Genomic DNA, 12,537 nt, shown 5'->3' with positions numbered 1-12,537 from the left:
GGGAGGAAACGCGACAAACCGCCGCTTAGACCCTAGCCGTGCGTCATGCGCCTCAGGAGATTGGTGCGCCAATAGAACTGGTGAACAAGGACAGCCACGACATGGCCCGCGATCAAAACCCACATCAGCACCTTGAACGGGCCGGAATGCAGATCGCCTGCCGCGCCCACGCCAAAGTAATAGGCGGCGATGCCGGAGAGTGGCAGGATGAAGAACAGCGCGTAAAGCGTAAAATGCGCCACCTTGGCGGCAATCTGCGCGACACGTGGCTCCTCAGGCGGATGTGGCGGCACGCCCTGCATCAGCCGCAGACAGAGGCGCACGACCGCAAGGAAAAGAACGGTGAAACCCACATAGGCGTGAATATTCGCCGATGACAGCTGATCCGGCGTCAATGCCTCTCCACGCCGCATCAGACGGTAGGCATGTTCCATGCCATCGGGAAACAGGAGGTTGAAGAGGATCAGAAGCGCCATCGCCCAATGGATGATGCGCTGTGGAACCGTGAAGGAAACTTGAGTGCGATACGCCATTTTATTGCCTTTTATCAAAAGGTTAGACAGGCTGTGTCGCGAGTATGAGAAACCCCGGCCTGCGTGGCAAGCCGGGGTTTAACAGATGACTGAAATTTAATATTTGAGCGTCAGGCTCAAACGCCGATCACATGTGGATCGGCTTGAAGAAGGTTGCGAGCGCCGCTTCCTTCACGGCTTCAGACATGGTGGGATGTGCATGGCAGGTGCGGCCGAGGTCTTCCGAAGAACCGCCGAATTCCATTAGCACCGCGATTTCGTGGATCATTTCACCCGCGCCGAAGCCGATGATGTGACCACCCAGAACCCGGTCCGTTTCCTTGTCGGCTAGGATCTTCACGAAACCGTCCGTCACCTGCATGGCGCGGGCGCGGCCATTGGCTGTGAAGGGAAACTTGCCGACCTTGTAAGCGACGCCCGCGGCCTTCAACTCTTCTTCCGTCTTGCCGACGGAAGCGACTTCCGGCTGGGTGTAAACGACACCGGGAATGACGTCGTAATTGACGTGGCCGTGCTGACCCGCAAGGATTTCAGCGAGCGCCACGCCCTCGTCTTCCGCCTTGTGCGCCAGCATCGGGCCCTTCACCACGTCACCGATGGCGTAGATGCCATCGACATTGGTCTTGAAGTGGCCGTCGATTTCAACGCGGCCACGGCTATCGAGCGTCACACCGGCTTCAGCAAGTCCGAGTCCCTCCGTGAAGGGCTTGCGACCGGTGGAGATCAGAACGACATCCGCTTCCAGGGTTTCGGCAGCGCCGCCCTTGACCGGTTCGAACACGACCTTCGCACCGGCGGAGGTCTTTTCAACCGCCGTTACCTTCGCGCCGAGCTTGAAATCGAGGCCCTGCTTGGCAAGCAGACGCTGCGCCTGCTTGGAAACTTCGGCATCCATGCCGCCGAGAATGTTGTCGAGATATTCGACGACGGTAACCTTGGCGCCGAGACGCGACCAGACCGAACCAAGCTCGAGGCCGATCACACCGCCGCCGACGACGATCAGCTTTTCCGGAACCTTGGAAAGAGCGATTGCGCCGGTAGACGACACGATGACGCTCTCATCGATATCAACCTGAACGCCCGGAATGCCGGCAACGTCAGAACCGGTGGCGATGACGATGTTCTTCGCTTCGATTTCCTGTGTCTCGCCCTTCTCGTTGGTGACGGAAACCTTGCCGGCGGAAACCACCTTGCCGGTACCCTGGAAAGCATCGATCTTGTTCTTCTTGAACAGGAAGGACACGCCGTCGACATTGGCCTTCACCACGCTGTCCTTGTGGCCCATCATCTTTTCAAGGTTCAGTTTCGGGGCGGCGACTTCGATACCGAGCGAATCGACGCCATGGGCAACATGCGCGAAGGTTTCGGACGCGTGCAGCAGTGCCTTGGAGGGGATGCAGCCGACATTGAGGCAGGTACCGCCATAGGTCGCACGCTTTTCGATGACAGCGACCTTCAGGCCGAGCTGTGCCGCCTTGACCGCGCAAACATAACCGCCGGGGCCGGTGCCGATTACAACTACATCATATGCCATGTTCTGGTTCCTGCTTTATAGGGGCAAGATATCGGATCATTGCCCAGCTTCCATTTGACCTGAAACTCAGGCCGCTTTTTCCGTTGCGAGTTTTATGCCGAGAGCGATGAAGACCACGCCACTGGTGCGGTCGATCCATTGGCTGGCGCGTTGAAATGCGGCGCGCATGCGCGGCGTCGTCATGAACAGGCTGACGCCGACGAACCACAGGATAAGGCAACTGGCCATGACGAGCCCGTATCCGAACTTGATGCCAACGGGCGTATGCGCGTGAACCACCGTCGAAAAGATCGACAGAAAGAAAAACACCGGTTTTGGGTTGAGCGCATTGGCGGCGAAACCGAGCGTGAAGGCCTTGAGCCCGGTCTGGCTGCTTTTCGCCTGAACAGCCTCACCCTCGACGCCCGGCAACTCGGTCTTGCCGGCACGCAGCGCCTTGATGCCGATATAGATCAGATAGGCGACACCCAGCCATTTGACGATGTTAAAGAGATAGATCGACTGGGAAATGATGAGGCCAAGTCCGAGGATCGTATAGGTAACGTGGAACATCAGCGACGTTCCAACGCCGAAGCTGGTGATGATGGCCTGCCTGCGTCCATGAACCATTGCCTGGCGCATGACCATCGCAAGATCGGCGCCCGGCGATACGATTGCGAAAGCGAAGATCGCCATCAGGGATGCAAGTTCGATAAGATATTGGTGCATCACATCAAGCCTCAGAACATCAACACGACAAACATCAGCGCAAGTCCGAGCATTGAACCCAACCAGACGAAAGACCGGATATATGGCACACCTGCGAGATAGAGCGGAATATAGATGATGCGGCAGATCAACCACAACCACGCGCCGATAAGCGCAATTCCGGCCGGGTCACCCGCCATGAGAACGCCGAACGCCAAGGCCAGAAATGCCGGATAGGTCTCCCGGAAATTCGCCGATGCGCGCAAAGCGCGACCGGACAGCTTGCCCTGTGGCTTCTGCTCGCCGTCTCTCGGTCCGGCATTCCATTCAAGCCCCAATTCTCTGGTCGCCATCATCCCTTGCAACAGGACATGCGCCACGAGAAGAAGAACGCTTAGACCGATGAGCGGCAGAAAGGGGGAAGCGGCGAGAAATGTCGGCTGCACGTCTGCTCTCCAAGGTAGTGTTCCAGCGGAGTTTCACTTGAAACCCCGCTGGAACGAAAAGCAAGACCGATTAAAGATCGAGAACCAGACGTTCCGGATCTTCGAGGCTTTCCTTGACGCGGACGAGGAAGGTCACGGCTTCCTTGCCGTCAACGATACGGTGATCGTAGGAGAGCGCCAGATACATCATCGGACGGATGACGACCTGACCGCCGATGGCGACCGGACGCTCCTGGATCTTGTGCATGCCGAGGATGCCGGACTGCGGGGCATTGAGGATCGGCGAGGACATCAGCGAACCGTAAACGCCACCATTGGTGATGGTGAAGGTGCCGCCCTGCATGTCGGCCATACCGAGCGAACCGTCGCGTGCTGCCTTGGCAAGACGGCCGAGTTCCTTTTCAACGCCAGCGATGGAAAGCTGGTCGGCATCGCGGATGACCGGAACGACAAGACCCTTGTCGGTGCCGACAGCCATGCCGACGTGACAATAGTTCTTGTAGATGATGTCAGTGCCGTCGATTTCAGCGTTGACGGCAGGCAGTTCCTTGAGCGCGTGTGTCACGGCCTTGGTGAAGAAGCCCATGAAGCCGAGCTTGACGCCATGCTTCTTCTCGAACACGTCCTTGTAACGGTTGCGCAGGTCCATGACCGCGCTCATGTCCACTTCATTGTAAGTGGTGAGCATGGCGGCGGTGTTCTGAGCATCCTTGAGGCGCTTGGCGATCGTCTGGCGCAGGCGCGTCATCTTCACGCGCTCTTCGCGAACCTGATCCTGCTCGGCGGAAACGGGACGGGGAGCCGCAGCAACCGGAGCCGGAGCGGCGGCGGGTGCCGAAACGCCCTTCGCGACAGCAGCAAGCACATCGCCCTTCAGAACCTGGCCACGCTTGCCCGAACCGTCGACCTGATCGGCAGACAGGTTGTTTTCAGCGAGCAGCTTGCCAGCGGCAGGTGCCGGCGGCATGGCGCTGGCGGCAGAAGCAGCCGGAGCCGGAGCGGCGGCTGCGGCAGGAGCTGGCTTTGCCGGTTCGGCAGCCGGTGCAGAGGTTGCAGCGCCGGCAGCACCTTCGGCGATCTGGCCGAGAAGCGCGTCGAGACCGACAGTTTCGCCGTTCTGCGCCACGATTTCGGTGAGAACGCCGGACGCGGGCGCTGGGACCTCGACGGTAACCTTGTCGGTTTCCAGTTCAACGAGAGGTTCGTCGGCCTTGACGGTGTCGCCGACCTTCTTGAACCAGGTGCCGACGGTCGCTTCGCTGACGGATTCGCCGAGGGTTGGTACGCGGATTTCAGTGGCCATGATCTAGTTCCGTTATTCGGGTGTCTTTTATACGGGGCGATGCGGGAGAGTTCTCACTCTCCCAGCGCGTCTTCCAGGAACGCAGCAAGCTGCGCCAGATGCTTGGACATCAGGCCGGTCGCCGGAGAGGCGGCAGCCGGACGGCCCGTGTAACGGACCTTCTGGTACTTGGCGTCGATATGGGCCAGGACCCATTCCAGGTAAGGATCGATGAACGACCACGCACCCATGTTCTTCGGCTCTTCCTGGCACCAGACCATCTCCGCATTGCGGAAACGCGACAGCTCGTTGATGAGCGCCTTGGCCGGGAACGGATAGAGCTGTTCGACGCGCAGCAGATAGATATCGTCAATACCGCGCTTTTCACGCTCTTCGAGCAGATCGTAATAGACCTTGCCCGTGCACATGACGACGCGGCGAATCTTCGAATCCTTCTGCAGCTTGATCGGGCCGTCCTTGATGACCTCGGCATCGTCCCACAGGAGACGGTGGAAGGAGGACTCGCCTGCAAGCTCGGCCAGCGAAGACGTGGCGCGCTTGTGGCGCAGCAGCGACTTCGGCGTCATCAGGATCAGCGGCTTGCGGAAGTCGCGCTTCACCTGGCGGCGCAGGATGTGGAAGTAGTTTGCCGGCGTCGTGCAGTTGGCAACCTGCATGTTGTCTTCGGCGCACATCTGCAGCCAGCGCTCCAGACGGGCGGACGAATGTTCCGGACCCTGACCTTCATAGCCATGCGGCAGAAGGCAGACCAGACCGGACATGCGCAGCCACTTGCGTTCACCCGACGAGATGAACTGGTCGAACACGACCTGAGCACCGTTGGCGAAGTCGCCGAACTGGGCTTCCCAGAGCGTCAGCGCATTCGGACGGGCCAGCGAGTAACCGTATTCGAAACCGAGGACCGCCTCTTCCGAAAGCATCGAGTTGATGACTTCGTAACGGGCCTGCGTCGGCGCAAGGTTTGCCAGCGGGATGTAGCGTTCTTCGGATTCCTGATCATAGAGAACCGAGTGACGCTGCGAGAAGGTGCCGCGTTCGCAATCCTGGCCGGAAAGGCGGATCTTGTGGCCCTCCACGACGAGCGAACCGAAGGCCAGTGCTTCCGCCATCGCCCAGTCGATGCCTTCGCCGGTCTCGACCATCTGCGAGCGGTTTTCCATGAAGCGCTGGATCGTGCGGTGGGCGTTGAAGCCTTCCGGAATGGTCGACAGCTTCTTGCCGATTTCCTTCAGCTGCTTCATCGGCACGCCGGTCTTGCCGCGACGCTGCTCATCGGCATTGTCGGCGGCACGCAGGCCGGACCACTGACCGTCCAGCCAGTCGGCCTTGTTGGGCTTATAGGACTGGCCCGCCTCGAATTCCTGCTCGAGATGAGCGCGCCAGTCGGCCTTCATCTTCTCGAATTCGCCCTCGTTGATCAAGCCTTCGGCGATCAGGCGGTCGGCATAGATGCGCGCGACGGTCTTGTGGCCGCGGATGACCTTGTACATCTTCGGCTGCGTGAACGCCGGCTCGTCGCCTTCGTTGTGGCCGAAGCGGCGGTAGCAGAACATGTCCACGACCACAGGCTTGTGGAACTTCATGCGGTATTCGGTGGCAACCTTGGCCGCATAGGTCACAGCTTCCGGATCGTCACCGTTGACGTGGAAGATCGGCGCTTCGATCATCTTGGCAACGTCGGATGGATAGGGCGACGAACGGGAGAAGGCCGGGTTCGTCGTGAAGCCGATCTGGTTGTTGATGATGAAGTGCATGGTTCCGGCAACGCGGTGACCGCGCAGACCGGAAAGACCGAGAATTTCAGCAACCACGCCCTGACCCGCAAAGGCGGCATCGCCATGCAGAAGCAGCGGCAGGACCTTCGCGCGTTCAGACAGCGGAATGATGTCCCCGTCCCACTGCTTGGCCAGCTGGTCCTGCTTGGCGCGGGCCTTGCCCATGACCACAGGGTTGACGATTTCAAGGTGCGACGGGTTGGCCGTCAGCGACAGGTGAACCTTGTTGCCGTCGAATTCGCGGTCGGAGGAGGCGCCGAGGTGATACTTCACGTCGCCCGAGCCTTCGACGTCGTCAGGCTTGAACGAGCCGCCCTTGAACTCGTGGAACACGGCGCGGTGCGGCTTGCCCATGACGTTCGTCAGAACGTTCAGACGGCCGCGGTGAGCCATGCCGAGAACGACTTCCTCGAGCCCTTCCTGGCCGCCGCGCTTGATAATCTGCTCAAGCGCCGGGATAAGCGATTCACCGCCATCGAGACCGAAACGCTTGGTGCCCTTGAAGCGAACGTCGAGGAACTGTTCGTAACCTTCGGCTTCGACCAGCTTCGACAAGATTGCCTTCTTGCCTTCGGCTGTAAAGGCGACGCCCTTATCCGGGCCTTCGATACGCTCCTGGATCCAGGCCTTTTCTTCCGGGCTGGACATATGCATGAATTCGACGCCGATGGTGGAGCAGTAGGTGCGCTCCAGAATATCGATCATCTCGCGCACGGTCGCATATTCGAGGCCGAGCACGTTATCGATAAAGATCTTGCGGTCGTAATCGCTTTCCTCGAAGCCGTAGGACTTCGGCGAGAGCTCGTTGTAATCCTCGACGGCAACGGCAATGCCGAGCGGGTCGAGCTTGGCATGCAGGTGGCCGCGCATGCGGTAGGCGCGGATCATCATGATGGCGCGAACGCTGTCACGGGTCGCCTGCAGCACTTCGGCTTCGCTGACGGGCTTGCCGGTGTCGGCGCTCTTGGCCTCAGCCTTTGCCTGAACCTTCTTTTCGATGGCCTTTTCGACCGTGGCCCAATTGCCGTCCAGTGCGGAAACCAGGTCGCCATTTGCCGGGATCGGCCAGTTGGCACGCTTCCAGGAGGCGCCCTTGGCCGCCTTCTTCACATCTTCCGGATTATCGGACAGTGCCTTGAAGAAGCTCTGCCACTCCGGCGACACGGAAGAGGGATCCTCTTCGTACCGGGCATAGAGCTGCTCGATATAGGCTGCATTCGCGCCGTCCAGAAACGACGTGATCTGAAACTGCTCGTTCGCTTCTTGCCTTGCCATTGTGTTCTTGCGGACTTATCCGTCCGCCTCCTCGATGCCGTTAGGGCCGTTCGACCGGCCTGCCGCTTTGATTATTGCTGTCTGCCGCCGGGGCGGTATGCCGTCTGTCTGTCGTTCTTGCGGCATCGGGCAGCGCGAGCTTCAAGCCGCGCCGCCCGTCACCGTTTCATGTGGTCTCAGCCCTTGAGGACTTCAACCAGCGTCTTGCCGAGGCGCGCCGGGGAAGGCGATACCTTGATGCCCGCTGCTTCCATGGCAGCGATCTTGGATTCCGCATCGCCCTTGCCGCCGGAAACGACAGCGCCGGCGTGGCCCATGGTGCGGCCCTTCGGAGCCGTACGGCCCGCGATGAAACCGGCCATCGGCTTCTTGCGGCCCTTCTTGGCTTCGTCGATCAGGAACTGCGCCGCATCTTCTTCAGCTGAACCGCCGATTTCGCCGATCATGATGATCGACTGCGTGGCGTCGTCAGCGAGGAACATTTCCAGGACGTCGATGAACTCGGTGCCCTTGACCGGGTCGCCGCCGATGCCGACAGCCGTCGTCTGGCCGAGGCCCTCGTTGGAGGTCTGGAACACGGCTTCATAGGTCAGCGTGCCGGAGCGCGATACGATACCGACCGAACCCTTGCGGAAGATGGAGCCCGGCATGATGCCGATCTTGCATTCTTCCGGCGTCAGGATGCCGGGGCAGTTCGGGCCGAGAAGACGAGACTTGGAGCGGTCGAGGCGAGCCTTGACGCGCACCATGTCCATGACCGGAATGCCTTCGGTGATGCAGGTGATGAACGGAATTTCCGCATCGATGGCTTCGATGATCGCGTCTGCTGCACCTGCCGGCGGAACATAGATCACGGATGCGTCCGCACCGGTCTTTTCCTTGGCTTCGGCAACCGTTGCGAAAATCGGCAGGCTTTCGCCCTTGGAACCGGTCCAGGTTTCGCCACCCTTCTTCGGATGAATACCGCCGACCATCTGCGTGCCGTAATAGGCAAGTGCCTGCTCGGTGTGGAAGGTACCGGTCTTGCCGGTCAGACCCTGAACGAGGATCTTGGTGTCTTTATTAACGAGAATAGACATTATTTCCGGTCCCTCAATTAGCCGTTGATCGCCGCGACGATCTTCTTGGCTGCGTCGTCCAGATCGTCAGCAGCCGTAATCGCAAGGCCAGATTCGTTCAGGAGCTTCTTGCCGAGCTCGACGTTGGTGCCCTCGAGGCGAACAACGAGCGGAACCTGCAAGCCGACTTCCTTCACCGCGGCGATAACACCTTCGGCGATAACGTCGCACTTCATGATGCCGCCGAAGATATTGACGAGGATGCCCTCGACCTTCGGGTCGGCAGTGATGATCTTGAAAGCTGCTGCAACCTTCTCCTTGCCGGCGCCACCGCCGACGTCGCAGAAGTTTGCCGGCTCTTTGCCGTAAAGCTTGATGATGTCCATCGTCGCCATGGCAAGGCCAGCGCCGTTGACCATGCAGCCAATGTTGCCGTCGAGCGCCACGTAAGCGAGGTCCCACTTGGAGGCTTCGATTTCCTTGGCGTCTTCTTCGGTCTCGTCGCGCAGCGCCTTGACGTCGTCATGGCGGAACATGGCGTTGCCGTCGAAGGAAACCTTGGCGTCGAGAACGCGCAGATGGCCGTTTTCCATGACGATCAGCGGGTTGATCTCGAGGAGAGCCATGTCCTTTTCGCTGAAGGCCTTGTAGAGGATCGGGAAGAGCGACTTGGCATCTTCGGCTGCAACGCCGTCAAGCTCAAGCGCCTTGGAGATCGCAGCAACGTCGGCATCGGAAACACCCTTTTCAGGGTTGATGGCGATGGTGTGGATCTTCTCGGGCTTGTCGTGGGCGACAGCTTCGATATCCATGCCGCCTTCGGTGGAAACCACAAAAGCCACCTGGCCGACCGAACGGTCTACCAGCAGCGAGCAGTAGAGTTCGCGGGCGATATCAGCGCCGTCTTCGATGTAGAGGCGGTTAACCTGCTTGCCGGCATCGCCCGTCTGCGCCGTTACCAGCGTGTTGCCGAGCATGTCCTTGGCGTGGGAAACAACCTCTTCGATCGACTTCGCCAGACGAACGCCGCCCTTGGCATCCGGGCCGAGTTCCTTGAACTTGCCCTTGCCGCGGCCACCAGCATGGATCTGGCTCTTGACGACGTAGAGCGGGCCGGGAAGCTGCTTTGCAGCAGCTTCGGCTTCTTCGACCTTGAGAATGGCAACGCCTTCTGCAACCGGCGCGCCGTAGCCCTTCAGAAGAGCCTTGGCCTGATATTCGTGAATATTCATGGAATAATCCCTGTTTGGAGCCGCTTGAGGCTATTACTTCAGCGACGGAGCGATGTTGACGCAGGCTTCGCAAAGCCCGGCGACGGCACCGACGGATTTCTGGAAGGCGGCTTCTTCTTCCTTGTTGAGTTCGATCTCGATGATGCGCTCGATACCGCCTGCACCAATGATGGTGGGAACGCCGACATACATGTCGTCCACGCCATACTGGCCCGAGAGGTGGGCAGCGGCTGGCAGGACGCGCTTCTTGTCCTTGAGATAGGATTCAGCCATTTCGATTGCCGAGGCAGCCGGGGCGTAATAGGCCGAGCCGGTCTTCAAGAGACCGACGATTTCGGCGCCGCCGTCACGGGTGCGCTGGATGATCTGCTCCAGACGCTCGGCCGTCAGCCAGCCCATCTTGACCAGGTCGGTCAGCGGAACGCCGGCAACGGTGGAGTAACGGGCGAGCGGCACCATGGTGTCGCCGTGACCGCCGAGAACGAAGGCGGTGACGTCTTCCACCGAAACATTGAATTCTTCAGCAAGGAAGAGGCGGAAGCGCGCGCTGTCGAGAACGCCGGCCATGCCGACGACCTTGTTCTTCGGCAGGCCGGAGAACTTCTGCAGCGCCCAGACCATGGCGTCGAGCGGGTTGGTGATGCAGATGACGAAAGCGTTCGGCGCATATTTCTTGATGCCGGCGCCGACCTGCTCCATGACCTTGAGGTTGATGCCGAGAAGATCGTCGCGGCTCATGCCGGGCTTGCGGGCAACGCCGGCGGTCACGATGCAGACGTCAGCGCCTTCGATGGCAGCATAATCGGAAGCGCCGGTGAGCTTTGCATTGAAGCCTTCAACCGGGCCCGACTGGGCAATATCCAGGCCCTTGCCCTGTGGGATGCCATCAGCAATATCGAAGAGGACGATATCGCCCAGTTCCTTCAGGCTGGCCAGATGCGCCAGCGTGCCGCCGATCATGCCAGAACCAATAAGTGCAATCTTTTTGCGAGCCATCGAATGCTTCCTCTTGAGCTTCAATTCAATTTCACCGCGCCAAACCGGCAGCCAAATTGTCGCACTCCGATTAGACCCATTGACCAAAATAGGCAACAGATTCTTTTCTGCTCAGTATTTTCAATCGTTTAGATCATTATTTTCTTACGTAAACGTAAGACAATGCGTCACGAAAGTGTCAAACTTTCTGCCGTTTTTCTTGATGTAGTGCCAGATAATCGGCGCTACGCATCTCAAAAAGCCGCGACGCTGTGCGATCGAACTCAAAACCCTCCGTACCCTTGCGCTTTCCAAGGAGATCTTCCGGCATGGCAGCGGCAGAGGCGAAAAGCCTGACGCTATGATCATAGAGCGCATCGATGAGGATGATAAAACGCTTGGTTTCGTTGCGCTTGTCGGCATTCAGCAACGGAATGTGGTCTATGAAGATCGTATCGAACCTGTTGGCGATGGCAAGGAAGTCGGAAGCTCCCAGCGGCTTTTCACAGAGATCGGAAAAGGAAAAACGGGCGACCCGGCCGCTGGCGCGCGGCACGAGAATGGAGCGGCCCTTCATGGGGATTTCAGTTGGAGCGACGAGATGGCCGCCAGTCATATGCCGCCAAGCCATGTCCATGGCCTGATCCGCTGCGCCATCGAGCGGAGTCACGTAGACCGGCAGGCTTTCCAGCTTCTCCATCCGATAATCGGTTGGGCTGTCCAGCGTCACCACGTCAACATATTTCTTCAGCAGATCAACAAAGGGCAGGAAGAGGCCGCGATTGAGGCCGTCCTTGTAGAGATTGTCAGGCACGACGTTTGAGGTTGTTACCAATGTACAGCCATGAGCGAACAATTCGGTGAACAGCCGCGCAAGGATCATTGCGTCGGCGATATCAGTGACGGAAAATTCGTCGAAGCACAGGAGTTCCGCCTCCGCCAGAAGCTGGGCAGCAACGGGCGGAATGGGATCGGCCTGCTTGGTTTCACCATTTTTCAGCTTCTGCCGGTGCGCATGCACGCGATTATGCACGTCGGCCATGAACTCATGAAAATGGCAACGCCGCTTGGAAGAGACGGGCGCCATCTCGTAGAACATGTCCATCAGCATGGTCTTGCCGCGGCCGACGCTGCCATAGACATACAATCCCTTGACCGTCGTTGCCGGGCCGGACTTGCGGGCGAACATCCAGCCGAGGGCGCTCTTTTTCTTGGCGGGCTTGCGGGCCTTCAGATCGGCGAGAATTCTGTCGAGATGGGCCGCGACGCTAAGCTGTGCGGCATCAGCCTGCAGGGTGCCAGCTGCCGTCAATGCGTTGAGCTGTTCAACGACACTATGATTATAATCAGGCAATGGCTTCATGGAAAAGCACCTCGATCGCGGGCGCAACGAGGCACCCGCGACGAATGGAATGGCTTAGAGCAAAATGAACATTCCGGCCACACCGGACATGCTCATCGGCTGAGGCTGAGTGGCTGGCCGCTATTGGTCGTGCCGTCAAAGCGCGCATCGGCGCTCTTGTAGACGCGGCCGATCGTGTCACCCGAGCGGTTCTTGAAGACGACCATCTTGCCGGACACTTCCCAGGACCCCATCGCCGTCAGCTCGCCGGAGCAACCACGCGTGCCGCCACGCGAACCGCCACCGAGGTTGGTGAGCGTCAGGAACATGTCGCAATTGGCGCCGCCATTCGAGACGCGCCAGTTGCCGACCATGGA

11 protein-coding genes are annotated in these 12,537 nt (G+C 59.3%); all 11 read right to left on the bottom strand.

Translation table 11 applies throughout. The features are described from left to right. Positions 1–32: 32 nt before the first annotated feature. On the bottom strand, positions 33–533 hold the full coding sequence (locus tag ACUTJJ_RS02525) for a cytochrome b (protein WP_144578162.1): 501 nt from the start codon (positions 531–533) through the stop codon (positions 33–35). A 127-nt stretch (positions 534–660) separates the two neighbouring features. Continuing rightward, on the bottom strand, positions 661–2,067 hold the full coding sequence (lpdA, locus tag ACUTJJ_RS02520) for a dihydrolipoyl dehydrogenase (protein WP_445541190.1): 1,407 nt from the start codon (positions 2,065–2,067) through the stop codon (positions 661–663). A gap of 66 nt (positions 2,068–2,133) precedes the next feature. Further along, complete coding sequence (locus ACUTJJ_RS02515; RefSeq protein WP_209086912.1) at positions 2,134–2,775, bottom strand: LysE family translocator; 642 nt, start codon at positions 2,773–2,775, stop codon at positions 2,134–2,136. Positions 2,776–2,786: 11 nt separating this feature from the next. Further along, complete coding sequence (locus ACUTJJ_RS02510) at positions 2,787–3,200, bottom strand: MAPEG family protein (protein ID WP_445541189.1); 414 nt, start codon at positions 3,198–3,200, stop codon at positions 2,787–2,789. Positions 3,201–3,270: 70 nt separating this feature from the next. After that, a complete protein-coding gene (odhB, locus tag ACUTJJ_RS02505; protein ID WP_063948331.1) occupies positions 3,271–4,503 on the bottom strand; it encodes a 2-oxoglutarate dehydrogenase complex dihydrolipoyllysine-residue succinyltransferase in 1,233 nt (410 codons plus the stop codon). 53 nt (positions 4,504–4,556) lie between these two features. Next, positions 4,557–7,553: a 2-oxoglutarate dehydrogenase E1 component gene (locus tag ACUTJJ_RS02500; protein ID WP_144578170.1), complete on the bottom strand. Its 2,997-nt coding sequence runs from the start codon at positions 7,551–7,553 to the stop codon at positions 4,557–4,559. Positions 7,554–7,729: 176 nt separating this feature from the next. Beyond that, positions 7,730–8,632, bottom strand: coding sequence for a succinate--CoA ligase subunit alpha (sucD, locus tag ACUTJJ_RS02495; RefSeq protein ID WP_003492390.1), 903 nt, complete (start codon positions 8,630–8,632; stop codon positions 7,730–7,732). A gap of 17 nt (positions 8,633–8,649) precedes the next feature. Next, positions 8,650–9,843 (bottom strand): ADP-forming succinate--CoA ligase subunit beta, encoded by a 1,194-nt coding sequence (gene sucC, locus ACUTJJ_RS02490; protein ID WP_445541188.1) that lies wholly within the window; start codon positions 9,841–9,843, stop codon positions 8,650–8,652. A gap of 33 nt (positions 9,844–9,876) precedes the next feature. Further along, positions 9,877–10,839: a malate dehydrogenase gene (gene mdh, locus ACUTJJ_RS02485; RefSeq protein WP_003523512.1), complete on the bottom strand. Its 963-nt coding sequence runs from the start codon at positions 10,837–10,839 to the stop codon at positions 9,877–9,879. A 178-nt stretch (positions 10,840–11,017) separates the two neighbouring features. Then, entirely contained in the window at positions 11,018–12,181 is a 1,164-nt protein-coding gene (gene zapE, locus ACUTJJ_RS02480) for a cell division protein ZapE (protein WP_445541187.1), read from the bottom strand. Positions 12,182–12,273: 92 nt separating this feature from the next. Then, a partial coding sequence (locus ACUTJJ_RS02475; protein ID WP_445541186.1) for a protease inhibitor Inh/omp19 family protein occupies positions 12,274–12,537 on the bottom strand: 264 nt, incomplete at its 5' end.

This window comes from Agrobacterium sp. DKPNP3, assembly GCF_052686535.1.
This window is presented reverse-complemented; position numbering and strand designations above follow the sequence as displayed.

Excerpts from the sequence above, each read along its gene's own strand:
- odhB (WP_063948331.1), bottom strand. The coding sequence starts at position 4,503 with ATGGCCACTGAAATCCGCGTACCAACCCTCGGCGAATCCGTCAGCGAA.
- sucC (WP_445541188.1), bottom strand. The coding sequence starts at position 9,843 with ATGAATATTCACGAATATCAGGCCAAGGCTCTTCTGAAGGGCTACGGC.
- ACUTJJ_RS02515 (WP_209086912.1), bottom strand. The coding sequence starts at position 2,775 with ATGCACCAATATCTTATCGAACTTGCATCCCTGATGGCGATCTTCGCT.
- ACUTJJ_RS02500 (WP_144578170.1), bottom strand. The coding sequence starts at position 7,553 with ATGGCAAGGCAAGAAGCGAACGAGCAGTTTCAGATCACGTCGTTTCTG.
- zapE (WP_445541187.1), bottom strand. The coding sequence starts at position 12,181 with ATGAAGCCATTGCCTGATTATAATCATAGTGTCGTTGAACAGCTCAAC.
- ACUTJJ_RS02525 (WP_144578162.1), bottom strand. The coding sequence starts at position 533 with ATGGCGTATCGCACTCAAGTTTCCTTCACGGTTCCACAGCGCATCATC.
- mdh (WP_003523512.1), bottom strand. The coding sequence starts at position 10,839 with ATGGCTCGCAAAAAGATTGCACTTATTGGTTCTGGCATGATCGGCGGC.
- sucD (WP_003492390.1), bottom strand. The coding sequence starts at position 8,632 with ATGTCTATTCTCGTTAATAAAGACACCAAGATCCTCGTTCAGGGTCTG.
- lpdA (WP_445541190.1), bottom strand. The coding sequence starts at position 2,067 with ATGGCATATGATGTAGTTGTAATCGGCACCGGCCCCGGCGGTTATGTT.